At 67.3% G+C, this 20163-nt stretch carries 7 protein-coding genes and 3 pseudogenes; 6 read left to right on the top strand and 4 right to left on the bottom strand.

Annotated elements, in window-relative coordinates; translation table 11 throughout:
• The first annotated feature begins 25 nt into the window (after positions 1–25).
• The 6 genes and pseudogenes from ACWDA7_RS30000 to ACWDA7_RS29975 all read left to right on the top strand — a co-directional run bounded on the left by ACWDA7_RS30000 (position 26) and on the right by ACWDA7_RS29975 (position 17173).
• Positions 26–823 carry an HNH endonuclease family protein gene (locus ACWDA7_RS30000; RefSeq protein ID WP_450608011.1) on the top strand — a complete coding sequence of 266 codons (798 nt, stop codon included), beginning with the start codon at positions 26–28 and terminating at the stop codon, positions 821–823.
• A 529-nt stretch (positions 824–1352) separates the two neighbouring features.
• Complete coding sequence (locus ACWDA7_RS29995; RefSeq protein WP_450608009.1) at positions 1353–12290, top strand: LamG-like jellyroll fold domain-containing protein; 10938 nt, start codon at positions 1353–1355, stop codon at positions 12288–12290.
• Between the two features lie 711 nt (positions 12291–13001).
• The gene (locus ACWDA7_RS29990; RefSeq protein WP_450608008.1) at positions 13002–13562 is read left to right on the top strand and encodes an Imm1 family immunity protein; all 561 of its coding nucleotides are present in this window, start codon (positions 13002–13004) and stop codon (positions 13560–13562) included.
• Positions 13563–13799: 237 nt separating this feature from the next.
• Entirely contained in the window at positions 13800–15128 is a 1329-nt protein-coding gene (locus ACWDA7_RS29985; RefSeq protein WP_450608006.1) for an IS701 family transposase, read from the top strand.
• 268 nt (positions 15129–15396) lie between these two features.
• Positions 15397–15786, top strand: coding sequence for a VOC family protein (locus tag ACWDA7_RS29980; protein WP_450608004.1), 390 nt, complete (start codon positions 15397–15399; stop codon positions 15784–15786).
• Between the two features lie 159 nt (positions 15787–15945).
• Positions 15946–17173: pseudogene (locus ACWDA7_RS29975) on the top strand (IS701 family transposase).
• A 213-nt stretch (positions 17174–17386) separates the two neighbouring features.
• Here the strand turns inward: ACWDA7_RS29975 and ACWDA7_RS29970 are convergent.
• From ACWDA7_RS29970 to ACWDA7_RS29955, 4 genes and pseudogenes are all read right to left on the bottom strand, one after another.
• Positions 17387–17623 (bottom strand): annotated as a pseudogene (locus tag ACWDA7_RS29970) (IS110 family transposase); the annotation flags it as partial.
• A 388-nt stretch (positions 17624–18011) separates the two neighbouring features.
• Positions 18012–18212, bottom strand: a complete 201-nt coding sequence (locus ACWDA7_RS29965) for a hypothetical protein (protein ID WP_450608003.1) — start codon at positions 18210–18212, stop codon at positions 18012–18014.
• Positions 18213–18560: 348 nt separating this feature from the next.
• Complete coding sequence (locus ACWDA7_RS29960) at positions 18561–19811, bottom strand: IS256 family transposase (RefSeq protein WP_450608002.1); 1251 nt, start codon at positions 19809–19811, stop codon at positions 18561–18563.
• A gap of 57 nt (positions 19812–19868) precedes the next feature.
• Positions 19869–20163 (bottom strand): annotated as a pseudogene (locus ACWDA7_RS29955) (hypothetical protein); the annotation flags it as partial.

Here is a 20163-nt window from a genome sequence, read left to right as displayed (position 1 = left end):
AAGAGCAAGGGGAGGGCGGCGCGCCATGCGTTCCGACAGGTATGTGAGGCACATCGGCGGAGCCCGGCGCATCCTTGTGGCGTCCACCGCCCTGCTCGGCACCGGGCTGCTGCTCACCGGCTGCAACGGCACCGACTTCCCCGTCGAAGGCGCCCCTTCGGGCTCCGGTGTCCCGGCGGCGAACGGTCGCGCGGTGAGCCCCTTGGACAACCCCGACGGCACGAAACCAGGGCTGGCGGCGATCACCTCGTCGGCGGACCAGGCGAAGGCGCGAGCGCTGATCCAGAAGGTGGCCACGAAGGGACGCGGCCCCAAGACGGGCTATGAGCGGGACAAGTTCGGCTATGCCTGGATGGACTCGGCCCCCGGCGGCATTCCCTTCGCCCACAACGGCTGCGACTCGAGGAACGACCTTCTGAAGCGTGACGGGGAGCAGGTCCGCTTCCGGGCGGGCTCCAACTGTGTCGTCACCTCCATGACGCTGCACGATCCGTACACCGGCAAGACGATCGAGTGGACCAAGTCCCGCGCCACGAAGGTGCAGATAGACCACGTGATGCCGCTCTCCTACGACTGGCAGATGGGCGCCTCGCGCTGGACGAAGGACAAGCGCGAGGACATCGCCAACGACCCGCTCAACCTGATCCCGGTGGACGGCCCCACCAACGGCGCCAAGAGCGACTCCGGCCCCGCCAGCTGGCTGCCCCCGAACAAGCAGATCCACTGCTCCTATTCGGTGCGCTTCGCCCAGGTGTCGCTGAAGTACGACCTTCCCGTGACGGCGGCCGACAAGCAGATGATGCTCAGTCTCTGCGGCGGCTGAGGCAACGGCGACGCGGTCGCCGCACGCGAGACTCAGGCGGTGACAGGCACCTGGCGCGGACGGCAGTCCCGGGTGGCCCCGGCGGCCGTACTGCCATGGATGCCAACAGGAGCCAAGGGCTGCGGCTCGTACGACTGGACGGCTGTGTAGCCCTGCCCGCCGTCAAGTGAACGCATGGACGCAGGAGCGTCTCGCTCCAGTTATCCCCCCGGCCGTCCACCGGACGATCAAGACTCCGAGTCAAGAACTCCGCTTGTTGGCAAAGGAGTTCACAAGTCGTAAACGGGCGCACGCGGTCAACCCGGGCAGGTTTGTCGAGGACTGGTCAAGGCCAATGCAAGATCAGTCTTCTTACCTGTCCATGTCATATTCACAACCGGCAAGATCAGCGCGCTTTCTGTGTCGTTCCTGACTGACTGTTGGAGTCGCAGCTGTGCGCGTTCGGTTGTTCCGCCGCGTCCGTCCCGCTCGCGGGGCCCACCGAGGGCGCCGTAGCGTCGCGGTGCTCCTTCTGGCCGCACTCGCCCTGATGCTGACGACTCAGCAGGCCATGGCGGACGGCGTCGAGTTGGGGTCGGTGGACCTCTCGCTGCCGAGGCTCTCCTCCGTCACCTCCTGGCTGAAGGACCCGCATTGGGGCAGGCTGCCCGGTCAACAGTCGGGCACCGCTGCGGGCAAGCGGCACCAGGTCTCAGCCAAGGCCACCCAGGCGCACCGCGGCGCGGGCCGCAAGCCGGGCAAGGCCAAGGGTGAGCTCGCCGCTTACCACCCGCACCAGGCTGCCGTGAAGCCCGGCAAGAGCCAGGGCGGCAGAGGCTTCAATGCCAAGACCAGCAAGCGCGACGCGGCCAAGTCCTCGCGCACCGACACGGTGTACGACAACGCCGATGGCTCCACCACCCGGAGCATCTCTCCCACGCCCATCAACTACCAGGTCGTCAAGGGCAAATGGGCGCCGATCGACGTGGACGTGAGAGCGGGACCCGACGGCCGCTGGCACGAGAAGGCCAACTCCCTCGCCGTCGACTTCGCGCCCAAGGCCGACGACTCGAAGCTCGTCTCCTTCGGCATCGACGACCAGCACTCCCTCGCCTACGAGTTGCAGGGTGCCCAGTCGGTCACCGGCACCGCCGACGGCTCCCGTGTCAGCTACGACAGCGTCCTCGCCGACACCGATCTCCAGGTCGCCCCCACCGCCACCGGTGTGAAGGAAGCGATCGTCCTGCACTCCGCGGTCGCGGCGAACTCCTGGACCTTCCCGCTCCAGCTCAAGGGCCTCACCCCCGTACAGAACAAGAACGGCTCCGTCGTCCTGCGCGATGTGTCCGGAAAGACCGTCGAGCGCATCCCCCCGTTCTACGCCTACGACTCCAAGGTCGACCAGCGCTCCGGCGACCCGACCACCACTCATGACGTCACCACCTCTCTCGTCCACGAAAAGAGCGGCTACGCGCTGAAGGTGACCCTCGACTCCGACTGGCTGAACGACGCGCACCGCGTCTTCCCGGTCACCGTCGACCCCACCGTCACCGACGGCTGGACCACGACCTACGCCGAGTCAGGCGCCGCCGGCGACCACTCCTTCGAGCAGACCGTCAAGGTCGGCTCCTACGACTCGGGCACCCACTCGGCGAACAGCTTCGTCAACCACTGGGACACCGCCTGGGACGGCAGCGGCAACACCGTCACCGCCGCGACCCTGCGGCTGTTCGACACCTGGGCCGCCACCTGCACCCCCGAGCGTTTCGATGTGGCCCTGGTGACGAAGTCCTGGACGCCCGAGGGCGTCACCAGCTACCCGGGCCCCACCTACGGCTCGTCGATCGGCAACCTGACCCCGAGCGTGCCCACGGCCTGCGCCAACACCGCCGCCGACCGCACCGTCGGCGACTGGGTCGACGTCCCGCTGTCCACCACCGCCATCCAGGGCTGGTTCAACGGCACCACCGCCGACTACGGCCTCGCCGTGTACGCGTCCACCACGGACGCCCTGCACTGGAAGCAGTTCGGCTCCTTCAACGATCCCGCGGGCGGCCCGAGGATCATCGTCACCTACACCGGCAATACCGCCCCCCAGCTGTACGAGCAGTTCCCCGCCGACAACGCCGTCGTGGGCACCACCACGCCGGAGCTGACCGCGTGGGCGGGCGGCGCCAACTCCAGTGGCGGCACGAGCAACCAGTACCGCTTCAAGGTCTACGACGCGAACAACACCCTGGTCGTCGACTCGGGGCTGGTCGCCACCGGTGACTGGACCGTCCCGGCGGGGAAGCTGGCCTGGGGCAAGAACTACATCTGGCAGGTCCAGGCGTACGACGCGGCCACCAATCTGTACTCACCCGCGGATCCGTACGAGCTGTCCGTGCAGGTGCCGCAACCGGTGATCACCTCCGGGCTGTCGCAGAACAGCAGCGACCACGGCTTCGACGCGTCCATCGGCAACTACACCACCTCCGACACCGACGCCTCCATCTCCACCGTCGGCCCGTCCCTGGACGTCGAACGCGACTACAACTCCCGCGACCCGCGCTGGACGGGCGCCTTCGGCGCCGGCTGGTCGAGCATCCTCGACTCCCGCGCCACCGAGCAGTACAGCGCGTCCGGCGCGGTGACCAGCGTCAACGTCACCTATCCCGACGGTTCCCAGGTCGGCTACGGCAAGAACAGCGACGGCAGCTTCGCTCCGGGCACCGGCCGGTGGGCTTCCTTCACCACGATCACCGGCGGCTACCAGCTGACCGACAAGGACGACACGGTCTACGCCTTCACCCAGTCCCTGGGTTCCGGCGCCTACGGCCTGACCTCCGTGACCGACGCCAACGGCCGGGCGATCACCCTCGCCTGGACCAGCGGCCACGTCACGAAGATGTCGTCCGCCGTCTCCGGCCGTTCCCTGAACGTCGCCTGGTCCACGCCGAGCGGCGCCCAGGCCGCGCACGTCGCCACCGTCACCACCGACCTGGTCGACTTCCACGCCCCGTCTTCCGCGCTGACCTGGAACTACGGCTACACAGGCGACCAGCTGACGACGGTGTGCGCGCCGCTGTCCGCGACCAAGTGCACGACGTACGGGTACACGACGGCCTCGCAGTACCAGAACGCCTCCCTCGACCTCGACCCGGGCGCCGTGTGGCCGCTGACGGAGACCTCGGGCACCACCGCGAAGGACGCCGTCCTCGCCAACCAGGGCACCAAGAACGCCACGTACGAGAACGTGACGCTCGGTGCGCCCGGCCCGCTCACCGGTTCCTCGTCCACGGCCGCCTCCTTCAACGGCACGTCCTCCGACATCGCCCTGCCGAAGAACACCGGCAACGACACCGACTCCGGGGCGCTGTCCCTGTGGTTCAAGACGTCGGCCGGACCGGGCGTGCTGTACTCCTACGCCTCCCAGCCGATCTCCTCCGGGCAGGCGGCGGGTTTCTACACGCCGTCCATCTACGTCGGCACCGACGGCAAGCTGAACGCCGAGTTCTGGTACAGCGGCGGCATCAACCCGATCGTGTCCTCGGCGTCCGTGGCCGACGGCAAGTGGCACCACGTGGTGCTGTCCGCGGCGGGCAACTCGCAGACGCTGTACCTCGACAAGACCAGGGTCGGCTCCCGCACCGGCACCGTCTCCATCCAGAGCGCCGTCGCCTTCGGCAAGAACCAGTCGTTCGACTACCTGGGCACCGGCTTCCTGGGCGGCAACTGGCCCGACGAGCCGCACCAGAACGCGAGCGACAAGACGGGCTACGCCACCTACTTCAACGGCTCCATCGCCGACGTCGCCTGGTACGGCCGCCCGCTGGTCGCCGCTGACGTCAACTCCCTCTACCAGTACGGCACCCACGCGGCGAGCCTGCTCACGTCCATCAAGCGGCCGTCGGGCAAGACGTTCGCGGGCATGACGTACGACCCGGCCACCACCACCCTCACCCAGCTCACCGACGAGAACGGCGGCACCTGGAAGCTGGCCGCGCCCACCGTCGCCGGCTCCAGCCAGACCTACCGCGGTGCGGTCCTCGGCGCCGCTCCGGCCGGCTACTACCGACTCGGTGAAGCGGCCGGCGCGACCACGGCCGTCAACGAGGTCCGCGGCGGCAACGGTACGTACAACGCGGTGACCCTCGGTGCCGCAGGCCCGTTCAGCGACCGGAAGGCCGCGACCTTCGACGGCGGCACCTCGTACGTCGAGGTGCCGACCTCGGTGCTGCACGGCACCAACGACCGTAGCCTCGAACTCTGGTTCAAGACCGCCAACCAGGGCGTCATCGTCGGCGACCAGTCGGTGCCGATCGCCGGTGCGACCACGGCCTCCGGCAGCTGGACCCCACTGCTGTACGTCGGGACCGACAACAAGCTGCACGGCCACTTCTACTCGGGCAGCGGATCCGGTTCGACGGCGTTCGGCTCCACCGGCACGGTCACCGACAACGCCTGGCACCATGTGGCGCTCACCGTCTCCAGCTCCACCCAGACGATGTACCTGGACGGAGTCCAGCAGGCCAGCTACTCCGGTGCCCCCAACGACCAGTCGAACAGCCACCTCTACCTGGGCGCCGGCTTCGCCAAGAGCTGGATCAACTCGCCCGCCGAGGTCAGCCACTTCAAGGGTTCCATAGCCGAAGCGGCCTTCTACCACTCGGCGCTCACCGCGCAGGACGTCGCGGCGCACGTGCAGGCGGCGAAGAACTCCACCGGTCTGCTTCCGGTCGAGACGGTCAAGGTGACCTCGCCGGGCAATGCGACGCTCACCTACGCCTACGACGTCAGCAACGGCAACCGGGCGCTGACCGAGACCGACGGCCTCGGCAACAAGACGAGCTTCGGCTACGACACCTCCGGCTTCGAGCACACGGTCACCGACCCCAACGGCGCGATGACCATCACCGGCCACGACGTCCGCGGCAACGTGGTCTCCTCCACGTCCTGCCAGGACCAGGCCGCGAACAAGTGCAACACCGAGTACTACACGTACTACCCGGACGACACCACGGCCCAGCTGACCACCGCGGACCCGCGCAACGACCAGCTGCTCACCGAGCGCGACGGCCGTTCGGCGTCCGCGACGGACAACACGTACCTGACGTCGTACACGTACGACTCGGCGGGCAACCAGACCGTCATCACCGGCCCGGCCGTGCCCGGCTTCCCCAACGGCCGCTCCACCTCGACCGTCTACAGCGACGGCACCAGCGCCTACCCCTCCGCCGACGGCGGGGTCGTGCCCAAGGGCCTGCCGGTGAGGACGGTCAGCCCCGGCGGAGCCGTCAACCAGGTGTCGTACTTCCAGAGCGGCGACGTCGCCTCCACCACCGACGCCCTGGGCCTGGTCACCTCGTACACCTATGACGGCGTCGGCCAGGTGCTCAGCCAGAAGGCGGTCTCCGACACCTACCCGGACGGCCTGACCACCACCTACGAGTACGACAAGAACGGCCAGGTCACCGCCGAGCACGACCCGCAGCTCACCGACCGCGTCAACGGCTCCACGCACGCCACGGTCTCCTCCACCGTCTACGACGACGACGGCGACGTCACCTCGCAGACCGTCTCCGACGCGAGCGGCGGCGACGCCCCGCGCACCGAGACGCAGACCTACGACGCCTACGACCACGTCCTGACCGAGTCCGACGCCAACGTCGCGGCGGGCACGAGCTACGGCAACACGACGACGTACACGTACGACACCTCCGGCAACAAGACCAAGGAGGTGACGAGCGCCGGCAACGAGACGGACTACACGTACGACGACAACGGCGACCTGCTCACCCAGAGCCTGATGTACACGGGCGACCCGGTCAGCCCGCAGGCGCCCACCCAGCTGATCGAGTCCTCGCGCGCCTACGACCCGGCGGGGCGACTCGCCTCGATCACGGACGCGATGGGCAACACCACGTCGTACACCTACACCGACGACGGCTTGACCGCGACGGTGACGAAGACGAGCGCCGACGGCACCAGCACTTATGTCCTGGAGTCGGACAGCTACGACGCGGCGGGCAACCTGCTCACGTCCACCACCGACAACGGTGAGACGGTCACCCAGTACACGGTCGACGCGTCCTCCCGGACCACCTCCACCACCGTCGACCCGACCGGTGTGGACCGGGTCACCACGGTCTCGTACACCCCGGACGACCAGGTCGCCTCGGAGACCGACCACGACGCCACGGGCTTCGACCGCACCACCACCAGCACGTACGACGACATGGGCAACCTGCTCAGCGAGACGCTCTACGGCGACTCCTCCGGGCACCCCGCGGGCTGGTGGAAGCTCGACCAGGCCTCCGGCCGCAGCATCACCGACGTCTCCGGCACCGGCAACACCGCCACCGCAGGCCCCGGCGTGACCTGGTCGGACGGCGCGGCCAAGTTCAGCGGCGACACCGCCGGCAAGGGCGACATCGTCGCCACCAACGGTCCGGTCCTGGACACCAGCGCCTCCTACACGGCGTCGGCGTGGGTCAACCTGAGCGACACCTCCACCTACCGCACCTTCGTCGCGCAGGGCGGCACCGCGCGGGCCTCCTTCTACCTGCAGTACTCCAAGGCCGACAGCGCCTACCGCTTCCACATAGCCAGCAACGACGCCGCCTCGCCGACCGCGTTCTACGACGCCAAGGCCACTGCCGCGCCCGCGCTGAACACCTGGACGCACCTGGTCGGCACCTTCGACGCCACCACCGGTGCGATGAAGCTGTACGTCAACGGCACGCTCGCGGGCACGGCCACCGACCCGACGCCGTGGACCGGCGCCGGCCCGCTGACCGTCGGCGGCGTCAAGACCACGGACGGCTCGATCTACGACGCGGTGGCCGGCTCGGTCACCGACGCGCAGGTCTACCAGCGGGCCCTGTCCGCCTCCGAGGTCTCCTCGCTGTACGGCAAGGGCCGCGCCGGTGGCACGGTCGGCAGCTCCGACCAGCAGACGACCAAGTACACGTACGACAAGCGGGGCCTGCCCACGTCCATGACGGACGCCGAGCAGCACACCACGGACTACGAGTACGACGAGGCGGGCAACCTCGCGGTCACCACCGCGCCCGCCGTGCAGTCCGAGCCGGACGGCATCGCCGCGAACGCGGCCACCGTCCGCCCGATCACCGTGAGCGGCTTCAACACCTTCGGCGAGGCCGTCGCGGAGAGGGACCCGAACCGCCTGGTCACCGACTCGGCCTACGACGCGGTCGGCAACAAGGTGAGCGAGACGCTCCCGTCGTACACGCCGGCCGGCGCCTCGGCGCCCAACGCGGGCACGACCGTGTGGACATACGACAGCGAGGGCAACCAGACGTCGGTGACGACGCCGGGCGGCAAGACCACGTCGTACCTGTACGACCAGATGGGCGACCTGGCCCAGATCACGGCGCCCGACGGCACCAAGACGCACGCCACCTTCGACGCGAACGGCGAGCAGCGCACGTCGACCGACCCCACGGGCGCGCAGGCCCAGGCCACCTACGACTTCATGGGCCGCCAGGTCACCTCCACCACGATGGAGCGCTACCCGTCGACGCGGACGCTGACGACGACGTACTCGTACGGCGTCACCCCCGGCAACCCGTACGGCGCGCACCTCGCCTCGGAGCAGACGCCCGGCGGGGTGACCACCTCGTACGCCTACAACCGGGCCGGTGACGTCGCCTCGGTCGCCGACGGCGCGGGCAACACCACCCGCTACTCGTACGACTTCGAGGGCAACGCCACCAAGACGACGCTGGCGGACGGCACCTACACGGTGACGGACTACAACGTCAGCGACGACCCGACGGCCACCCGCAGCTACGACGCGAACGGCGCGCAGCTGTCCAGCACGTCGCAGCAGTACGACGGCGTCGGCAACCTGGTGGCGGCGACCGACGCCAACCAGCACACCACACGCTGGACGTACGACGCGGCGGGCACCATCACCCAGCAGGTGGAGCCGGTCGACGCGACGACCTCGATCACGACGTCGTTCGGCTACGACGAGGCCGGCAACCGCACCCGGTTCACCGACGGCCGGGGCAACTCCTGGCGCTACTCCTACACCCCCTGGGGCCAGCAGGAGAAGGTGATCGAGCCGACGACTGCCCAGTACACGTCGGCCGCGGACTCGACGACGACGTTCGCCTACGACGCGGACGGCCAGGCCACGAACGTCACGCTGCCCGACGGCACGACGACGTCGATGACGTATGACGACAACGGCCAGCTGAAGACGATGTCGGGTACGGGCGCGGACGCCGCGACGGCGAAGCGTACGTTCGACTACGACTCGGACGGCCGGGTGACGTCGGCGGACACGGACGCGGCGGGCATCGCCGGCGCGGCGGACTACCAGACGGCGACACACGACGGGTTCACCTACGACGACCGCGGCGACCTGCTGACGGCATCGGGTTCGGCGGGTTCCTCGGGCTTCACGTACAACGACGACAGCTCGATGCTGTCGCGCACGGACGCGGCAGGCAAGACGAACTACGGCTACGACACGGCCGGCCGGCTGTCCTCCCTGGACGACGCGGCGACGGGTACGCACCTGACGTACACGTACGACCAGCTGAACGAGCCGAAGACGATCAAGTACGGCTCGACGGGCCAGACCCGCACCTTCACGTACAACAGCTCGCACGAGTTGACGAACGACGTCCTGGTGCAGGGCGCCTCGGCGCTGGCGAGCTTCACGTACGGCTACGACGACAACGGCAACCTCACGTCGAAGACGACGACGGGTGTGACGGGCGCGTCCGCGAACACGTACACGTACGACTGGTCGGACCGTCTGACCTCGTGGAACGACGGCTCGAAGACGACCGACTACCAGTACGACGCGTCGGGCAACCGGATCCGGGTCGGCTCGGACGTCTACACCTACGACGAGCGCGACGAGTTGACGTCGGACGGCACGCACTCGTACTCCTACTCGGCGCGCGGCTCGATGACGCAGGAGTCGTCCACGGCGGGCGGCACGATCGCGTACAAGACGGACGCGTTCGGCAGCCAGATCGTGGCGGGCGAGCAGTCGTACACGCTGGACGCGCTGGGCCGGAACATCACCGACACGGACACGGGTGCGCAGTCCACGCGGACGTTCACGTACTCGGGCGCGGACAACACGATCGCCTCGGACGGGGACGCGACGTACACGTACGACCCGGGGGGCGGCCTGGTCGGCATCAAGCAGGCCGGCAGTGCCGGGGTGCTGGCGCTGACGGACCAGCACAACGACGTGGTCGGCGAGTTCACCTCGGGCGGTACGTCCCTGGCCGGCTCGGCGACGTACGACCCGCTCGGCAAGGTGACGACGACCCAGACGCTGGTCGGTCACCTGGGCTTCCAGTCCGGCTGGACGGAACCCGGAACCGGCAACGTGGGCACGGCGTCACGCTGGTACGACCCGAACACGGGCGAGTTCCTGAACAAGGACAGCGTCTCGCTGGGCGCGACACCCGACTCGGTGGCGGCGAACCCGTTCGCCTACGTCGACGACAACCCGCTCGCGGGGACCGACGAGTCGGGCAACTGCTCCTGGTACGACGTGGTGTGCGGGGCGAAGAAGGTCGCGCACAAGGCGTCGCACGTGGTGCGGCATGTGGCGCACAAGGTGTACCACGCGGTCAAGCACGTGGCCCGCAAGGTGGTGCACGCGGTCAAGCACGCGGCGCACAAGGTCGCGCACCGGGTGCGGGACGTGTACCACGCGACGGTGCGGGCGACGCGACGCGTGTACTACTACGCGTCGAGACACGTCAGACGCGCGTACCACGCCGTGGTCCATGCGGTGCATACGGCGTATCACAAGGTCTCGCACGCGGTGCACCGGGTGGTGCACGCGGCGAAGAAGATCGCCCACAAGGTCGCGCACACGGTGAAGAAGGCGGCCCACGCGGTCGCGCATGCGGCGAGAACGGCGTACCACGCGACGGTCAAGGCGGCGAAGTCAGCGGCGACTTACGCCAAGCACCACGCCGCGGCGATCACCTCCTTCGTGGTCTCGACGGCGGTGTTCGCGGGCTGTGAAGCTGCGACGTGGGGCGTCGGCACGATCGGCTGCGCGGCGATGGCGGGTGCGGCCGGCTCGCTGGTCGAGCAGGGCTTCAAGTGCGCGGAGAACGGCGGCGGCGACTGCAGCGTGGGCGCGTTCGCGGGCTCGGCGGTCGAAGGCGCGGTCGCCGGTGCCGTGGGCGGTGCGCTGGGCAGCCTGGGCGGCAAGATCCTCGCGAAGGTCGCGCCCAAGGCGATGAAGGTCGTGGGCGGTCTGTTCGGCAAGGGGGCGACGGACGCAGAGGAAGTGGCGGCCAAGGACGCCACCGACGAGGCGGCTTCGCAGGCGGAAGCCGAGGGGGCGGGCTCTCGTAGCCAGTCACATTCCGAGTCGGGATCGAGCTGCCGGATTCCCGGAGCGCCGCACAGCTTCACAGGTGCGACTCGGGTGCTGATGGCCGACGGTTCGACGAGAGCGATCGACCAAGTGCGGGTGGGTGACACGATCGCCAACTCCGTGCCGGGAGTCGCGGGCACGGAGGCGCACAAGGTCACCGCGGTGATCGTGACGCACACCGACCACGACTTCGTGGACCTGACGATCAAGGCGACGGCAGAGTCAGGCACGAAGCAGGCGGCGAAGGATGGTGCGAAGGCCGGCATCAAGGCCGGGGCGAAGTCCCTGGCCAAGAAAACGGCCCGCAAGGCGGCGTTCGGCCTGGCAGCTTCGGCGGCGGTGTTGGGCGCACTGGCGGCGAGCCACGGCCACGGCGGCCAGGAGCCGGCTTCGGCGCCGGTGGCGGCGGTCAGCTCGGTGGTGTCGGCGCAGGACACCAAGGCCGACGCGGGTGAGAAGAACGCTCAGGGCGCACACCTGACGACGACCTTCCACCACCCGTTCTACGACAAGACCCAGTCGGCGTTTGTCGAGGCGAAGGACCTCAAGTCCGGCGACGTGCTCCAGACGCCGAGCGGCACGGCCGAGGTCACCGGTATCCGCCTGTACCACGCGAACACCACGACCTACGACCTCACCATTGGCACCCTCCACACGTACTATGTGGAGGCCGGGGGCACGCCAGTCCTCGTCCATAACTGTGGTACTCAAATTGAGTACGACAGTGACGAGCTCAGCAGCAAGGCATTTGAAATCCGGCACGGGTCGAGGTTCTGGGACGCCGATCACAACGTCGCCGTCGCGCGGGTTCGGGGTGCTGACGGTTCGACGCGTCTGGTGCATGGCGTTAGCAATGCGGACCACCACGCCGAGGAGCAGATTCTCGGAAAACTCGAGGAAAGCGATGTAGTGACCGACCTGTACACCGAGCGGGCGCCATGCCCGGACAGGTGTGCGCCAAAGCTGGCCGATGATCCGCGTGCAGCGGGTGCAAATATTACCTATTCGATCCCCTACTTTTCGCCCAAAACCCCGGACGGTCGCTTGCTCAACCAAGCGTGGACTGAGCAGCTCAGCAAAATGATCGCTTCGGCTAAGGCCAGACGAGGCGTGTAAAGCGTAGGATTATTGCCTCAGCAGCAGGTGGGTGCCCTCGGAGGGTTCTCTTCCAAGGGCGCCATCTTGCGTAGACTCCTGATCCAGACGGCGAGGTCGTGTCGAGATGATTCCGGAAAGGCTTGGACCTGAGGAACAGAGCAAGCTGGCTCGCCTAGCAGCAGACGTCGAGTCTGACTTGCGTCTGGTTGGGATGCCGGTGATCAGTGGGGGGAACTGCTTCGACGGCTTGAGCGTAAGCTCCGGAGGAGCCCTCGTGTTCTTCGATCCCAGCCGGGGGGAATCCGGTGGAGTCTATGTGTCCTGGAGGTCCAGTCCGGATCTAATGCGGATAGCGGTCTCACCAAGTGGAATCGAAAGTCGAGTGTTGTCGCTCGGAGGAGCAGCCTTGGAATCGATGACGAATGCACTGGAGCGAATTCTGTCCGCCGGCGGATGGCGGGTCGACTCGGTGAATGTCGGGGTGCACGAGTCGTCTATTAGGGTGTTTCCAAGCCTCTCTGCGTGAGATCAGACCGCGCACCGGCCCTGCCAGCATCAACAAGGTCGGTGGGGTTATGTGAGGGTGACTACTCGTGCTCGGTAGCAATACCGAAACTCTTGCCCAAGGGCTCGACATTGAGGGTGCATTCCCCGCTCAAGGGGGGCGGCATGCACGTCCAGGAATTTGTCGGCGAGTGACTGGCAGTCGGTAATGAAGGCTGATTCTCCATGGTATTGAATGGCCTATTCTCCAAGGAATGGCATCACGCCGAGAGTAAAGAAGAATGCTCTCGCCTAGTCTCCGAGGTGATGGAGAATCTGGAGTTCGAAGACTCGTCAAGTAAGTGGGTTGCGCCCGGCGAGGATGCATGGTTCTGTTTTTCGGATCGTCGTTTCGAAAGTGTGACGGTCCAAAACAGCCCGGATACATACCTTCGGGTTGCTGTAAACAGGTCGACGGGCTATGGGGCTCTGATGTGGTTCGCCACGGATCGGCGCCCTGGCAGGTCCGAGGTATTTGACTACACCTGGCTTTCAGACAACCCGGAGCCACCCAATTTTGATCCGAGGGTCGTCGCGGATCCGGGCCATCCACTGTTCCATCACCCTCGGAGCACTCTCTCACTCGACCGTGTTCGGCTGGTATTGGAGGAGTTCTGTCGGGCGGGCAGTGGAGAAAGGCCGCAGTGCATTCAATGGGTCCAAGGCGAATTGAATGGGCAACGACTGGGTGAAGAGCCCGTCGTGGACTTCGTTGACACTTCCGACCTGACGGATCCGTGGGCGTGAGGTATAGCGCCAGCCGCGAGGAAGTCGAGAGATATCGGATCCTCACCGATTTCTTCCGAGGAGTGATCGCCGAGAATCTCGCGGAGGCAGATTCCATGGCGTGAGTGGGAATAGGGCAGCGATGTTCTGATAGCTGAGATTCCTGGGCTCTTGCGGGCCCAGGAATCTCGCTTTGTCGACGTGGTCTAACCCTTCAGTTGTAGTTCGCTGATCAGGCTTGGCGGGTAGCCGCCGGTCATGGACGATTGGTCCGGTGATGTAGCGCAAGTAGCCGAGTGGGATGCTGCGTTGGAGGAGTTGCTGTTGCAGGTCGGCGACGTCTTCCCGCGAGCGGATCTACGGCGGCGGGCGAAGGCGTGTGTGCGTGGGCTGTTGGGCCCGGTCTCGCGCAAGAACGGTTGGCAGCTGGCCGAGTACGCCGGCTGGCGGCGACCTGACGGGCAGCAGCACTTACTGGACCGGGCAAAGTGGAACGTCGATGAGCTGCGCGACCGCGTCCGCCTGTACGCGGTGGACGGCCTGGCCGATGGCGCGGACGGGGTGCTGGTCATCGATGAGACCGGGTTCGCCAAGAAGGGCGATGCCTCCGTCGGCGTGGCCCGGCAGTTCAGCGGCTCACTCGGCGGCGTCTTCCCTTGTCAGGTCGGGGTGTTCGCCGCCTGGGCCACCACCCGCGGGACAGCCCTGGTCGAACGGGAGATCTACCTGCCGCAAGTGTGGACCAACGATCGCGAGCGGTGCGCGGCTGCGCACGTGCCCGAGCCAGTCGGCTTCGCCACCAAACCCCGCCTCGCCGAGAAGATGATCGACCGGATCGTCCCCGAGCTCCCGGAGAACACCTGGCTGGCCGCCGACGAGGTCTATGGCCGTGACGGGGCTTTTCGCTCCTTCGCCGAGAACCGCCAACTACCGTACGTGGTCAATGTCTCCAGCGCCCAGACGGTACTGCCCCGGCCGGGCTGGCGGCGCATCGACAAGCTGGCCGCTGCCGCGGACGACAGCGAGTGGCAGCTGATCGAAGCCGGGCCGAGCCAGACCGGCTCCCGCTGGTGGCAGTGGTGGATTCGCCGGATCGCCGACCCCGAGGAACCCGTGGGCGCCGCAACGTCAGGGCAGCCCTGGTACTGCCGATGGATGATCGCCCGCCGCCGCACCGAGACGCCCGACGACCTCGACTACTACCTGGCCTGGGGCCCAGCCGACACCCCGCCGCAACACCTGGCCCACGTCGCCGGCGCACGCTGGCGGGTGGAAGACGCGATCAAACTCGGCAAGCACCAGTGCGGACTGGCCGACTACGAAGTGCGCCACTGGCACGGCTGGTACCGGCACATCACCCTGTCGATGCTCGCCGCCGCGTTCCTTGCAGTGCAGGCCGCCGCAGACGAGGCCAACGCCCCCGCACCACTCCAAGAATCCGCCAGTGGCGACGAGCCGGAGGAGGAACCCAAAAGGGGGATCACGAGGACACCACCAGTCCCGAGCAGCTCATCCCCTACACCGCAGCCGAGATCCGCAGGCTCCTTGTGCTCATCCACCCCCCACCCCTACCCGAGGACGGCCTGATCGCCCACGTACTCCGGTGGTCACGCTGGCGCCGGCATCACCAAGCCGACGCCAACCAGCACCATCGCAGACGCCGAACCCGTGAGCTCGCCCTGAACTACAACTGAAGGGTCTAATACTCCAGCTGTAGATCGCGATCTTGCTGTCCTGCGCCATCGCGCCTTGAGCGGATGCCGCCGAAGTCTGACTGCAGGGCGGCTCGTGTCATCGAAGTCTGTTTCCCGCTGGTCACAGCCGCTGCTGAGCGCCCGTTTGAGAGGATCGGGGCATGGCGGACTCATCTATGCAGATCAATGCCCTCATCGTCGATGCCACAGACCCCGAGCGGCTCGCTGCGTTCTGGTCCGAACTGCTCGGTAGGCCGGTCGTGGGACGTATGGGCCCATACGTATGGCTGCGGCGGGAGAACGGCCTGGGTCTGGGCTTTCAGCGAACTGCCGAACCCAAGTCGAGCAAGAACCGGATGCACTTCGACATCACCTCTCCCGATCCCGCCGCCGAGCAGCAACGGATCGAGATGCTCGGCGGGCACAGGCTGGAGCAGTACCCCGGCGGCGGGTTCCTGGTGATGGCGGACCCCGAGGGCAATGAGTTCTGCATCATCCCTGAGGGCCCCTTCGAGCTCGACGACGAGGGGCGCGCGAACTACCTCGGCTGATGGTCAAACTTCGGCGGCACAGGACACTTGCTGGTCGGGGCCGGTCTGTGAACGGGTACGGCCGCCGTTGATCATCGGTGTGTGAAGACAGAAGATCAGACGGCGGCCGCGGGCCACAGCATAGATCCCGGCCGCTGGCAGGAGACGTTCGAGGTCCTGATGGGCCGTATCGCGGGACGGTTCGTCCGGGTGGAACCACGGCGCCGGGCACGGGCGTTCGTGCTCGGGTTGCTGTCTGACCTGCCACGCAAGAACTGCTGGACGCTCGCCGAGCACGTCGGGGACGCGAACCCGTACGGCTTGCAGCACCTGCTGTCGAGGGCCAAGTGGGAAGCTGACGCGGTACGCGACGACATCCGCGGCTTCGTCGTCGGGCAACTGCACGACACCGCAGCGGTGCTGGTCGTCGACGAGACTGGTGGCCTCAAGAAGGGCGCCGCCACGGTCGGTGTGCAGCGCCAGTACGCCGGGACCGCAGGACGCATCGAGAACAGCCAGGTCGCCGTCTATCTCGCCTACTCCACCCGGCGCGGACACGCGGCGATCGACCGGGAACTGTATGTCCCCCGTTCCTGGACCGAGGACACGGCCCGCTGCCAGGCCGCCGGGATACCCGACACTGTCGGCTTTGCCACGAAGCCCGCACTCGCCGCTCGCATGATCGGCCGCGCCCTGGACGCTGGCGTCCCCGCGTCCTGGGTAGCTGGCGACGAAGTCTATGGGGGCAACCCACACCTGCGGACCACACTGGAGCAACGGCAAGTCGGTTACGTACTCGCCGTTGCCCGTGACCACCAGATCGCCACCCACGCAGGCAAGTTCCGCGCCGACACCCTGGTCAAGAGGCTGCCGAGGCGGGCCTGGCAGAAACTCTCCGCCGGAGCCGGAACCAAGGGCCACCGTTTTTACGACTGGGCCCTGGCCGACCTCGCCGACGACCGGCCCGGCCACCACCAGCTGCTCGTGCGCCGCAACCGGCGCACTCGCTTTCTACCGCTGCTATTCAGCCACCCACGAATCGCTGTCCACCCTGGTACAGGTCGCCGGACGCAGATGGACGGTTGAGGAGACCTTCCAGTCAGGCAAGGGCCTGGCCGGACTGGACGAACACCAGGTCAGACGCTGGACGTCCTGGCACCGCTGGGTCACTCTCGCGATGCTCGCCCATGCTTTCCTCGCTGTCGTCCGCGCCGACGAACACGCACGCCATCCCGGGCCGGACGAGCTGATACCGCTCACCTGCAACGAGATCCAGCGCCTGTTCAACGCGCTTGTCGTCCGGCTCGTCCACGACACGGCCCACCGGCTCCTCTGGTCCCATTGGCGACGTCGCCACCAGGCCCGATCCCGGACCAGCCACTACCAGCAACAAGCCGCTCAGGCATGAAGATCGGGATCTACAGCCGGGGTGCCCGCGCAGCCGGTCGGCGATGCGCTGGTTGAAGACGTCCTCCTCGGCGTCGAGGATGTCAATCAGGTGCAGCAGGGACGTCACGCGCTGGGCGTAGGGGCCGGACAGGGGCGTCTGCTCCAGCCGGCTGCGGCCCTCGACGCCGAACAGGTCGGAGACGGTGATGAGGATGCCGACCTTCGCGAGCACGGCGTGGACCTGGGCCTTGAGTCCCGAGCGAAGCGCGACGAGTTTGGCGCGGTAGCGCACCAGTTCACGCAGTTCCCGCACCTCGGGCGGGGCGATCCACGACTCTGGCAGCCGCCCCATGCGCAGCAGGTCGGCCAGGTCTGCGGCATCGCGGATATCGTTCTTCACCCGCCGGTAGGCGAAGCCCTTCACGCCCAGCGGGTGGGCCATATGGACCTCCGCCCCGGCGGCCTGCAGGGTCGACCGCCCAGTACCAGCCGTAGGTGGCCTCCAGCACCACGTCGGGGCGGATGCCCGCCTTCTCGATCTGCAGGCCCAGCGCGACCGGGTCGTTGAGGATGCGTACCGCGCTCAGCTGCATGCCATCCGCTGCCTGCCGCACGATCACCGACCGCCTGCGATGCAGGTCGATGCCGACGTACTGGTGTCCGTCGTACTCGCTCACCAGGGGCCTCCTTCGCCGTGACGAATGTGAGCCACCTGGGACCTACCCAGGAACCCACGGGGGCGGAGGCCCCGCCCCTTCATCGCATCAAGACTTGTGGATGAGTTGAGGTGTACCAGGGTCGTTCCTTGGACTGCGTGATGTTGGTCCGTGTGGTGCTGGAGCCCAGTGCGTCGCGGCTCAGTCCTTGACCGGTTCCACGTGAATGGGCTCATCTCCGCCCAGATAGAGCATGTACCCCGCGTCCTCCAGGTCCATGTCCATCCTCTCCGGAGGGATGACGTAGATTCCTGCTGTGGGTGCGGGAGCCCAGCCGAGGTTGCGTGGAGGGTCGTACTTTTCGTAGTGCCCCACGTAGAGCCGGGTCGGCGGGATGGACACGGTGCAAGCGTCTCCCACGCGGAGGGCGGAAGCTGCCGGCTCAAGACGGTATGGGCTCCATTCCTGGTGGGAATCGCCGTGCGGGAGGGCGAATTGCCCGTTCCATCGGAAATTAGAGGAATTGTCGATTGCTCTCCACGGCCATTCCAGAGTGATGTAGCGATGTACCTCGGCCACCCGAGCGGTTGCCGGATCACAGGAGACGATCACTTCGTCGCCGATCCGAGGAACCATGTCTGATCACCTTTGTTCCGGTCGTGGATGTAGAGGAACGGTCCAGACCTACGGGCTGGACAGCCCATAGGCAGTGTGGGGAGACGCGCCAGGCTCGGGACCACGTCCTCCCAATTACGCGGCCTGCTCCTGGCGCTCGGCCAGGACGCCATTCTCGAACCTGGCGCCAGCCCGGACCAGGGGCACCAGGTGCGCTCCGGTAATCGCACGCCAGCGGGCCTGGGCGGACTCGACAAGCTTGAACACCATCGCGAGGGCCGCAGCGGGGCTGCCCGCTCCGCGGGTGACCTTGGTGCGGAGCTTGACTGTGGAGAACGTGGACTCGATGGGGTTCGTGGTCCGCAGGTGGATCCAGTGTTCCGCCGGGAAATCGTAGAACGTCAGTAGTTGCTCGGCGTCGTCGATGATCTTCGCCACCGCCTTGGGCCACTTGGCGCCATAAATGCGTGCGAACGCCTCGATGGCCTTCTCGGCGTGCGCGCGGTCCTCGGCGTTGTAGATCTCCTGCATCGCCTTGGTCGCGCCCGACTGCGCGGACTTGGGCAGTGCGTTCGTGACATTTCGGGCCTTATGGACCCGGCACCTTTGGTGGCGCGCGGCGGGGAAGACCTCGGCCAGCGCCTTCCACAGGCCCATCGCGCCGTCGCCGATCACCAGCTCGGGGTCGCACATACCGCGGCGGCGGCAGTCGCGCAGCAGGTCAGCCCATGACTCGGTGGACTCCCGCAGCCCCTCAGCCAGCGCGATCAGCTCCTTCGTGCCGTCCAACCGCACGCCGAGCAGCACCAGCACACACGAGTGTGCCTGCCCGAGCCGGACCTTCGGGTGCACCCCATCCGCCCACACGTAGACGAAGTCCCGGTCGGATAGGTCCCGCTCCTGGAAGGCCGCATGGTCTTCGCCCCACTGCTTCGTCAGCCGCGTCACCGTGGCAGGCGACAGGCCGGCGGCCGAGCCGAGGAACTGCTCCAACGCGGGGACGAAATCGCCGGAGGACAGTCCGTGCAGGTAGAGCAGCGGCAGCACCTCGGACACCTTCGGCGACTTGCGGCACCACGGCGGAAGGATCTTCGAGGAGAACCGCCTGCGCTCGCCTGTCTCCTCGTCGACGCGGCGGTCGTTCACCCGAGGCGCCCTCACCTCGACTGGGCCAGCGGCTGTGGTCACGGTCCGCGGCTGGTGATAGCCGTTGCGAACCACAAGGTGCCGACCCACCTCGTCCCACTCGGCCGCCAACTCGACTATGTACTGGTTGACCTCCGCTTCCAGTGCCGCCGCGAGCATTCTGCGGGCACCCTCCCGGACGATCTCGTCGATCAGGGAACCGGACTGCGTGGAGCCGTTGTCGGTGACTACGCTGAGCACGGGCGTGCCTTCCCGACCCGCGCTGCAACGCGGGCCTACTCGGAGGCCATCACAGGATCATTCGGGAAGGTACGCCTTCCGCGTCCCTCCCGGGACCGATCCACGGGTCCTGAGCATTGCTCGCCACAGGCGCCGGTTGACCTTCAGCGCCGCCTCCAAGACGGCTTGGCCCGCTGAGGCGGTCGCGGACGGCCCTTCCAGGACGACGGCACGGACGCTGTGCATCAGAGGAGCGTCGGCTTCACGTAGCTCCGAACGCAGCTCCTCAAGGCGCCTCAGCTGCTGGTCCGGGCTGGAGATCTCGTGAAATGCGTCCAAGACCCTCCGGTACGACTCACCGATGACATGGGCG

Source organism: Streptomyces sp. NPDC001156, assembly GCF_053598275.1.
This window is presented reverse-complemented; position numbering and strand designations above follow the sequence as displayed.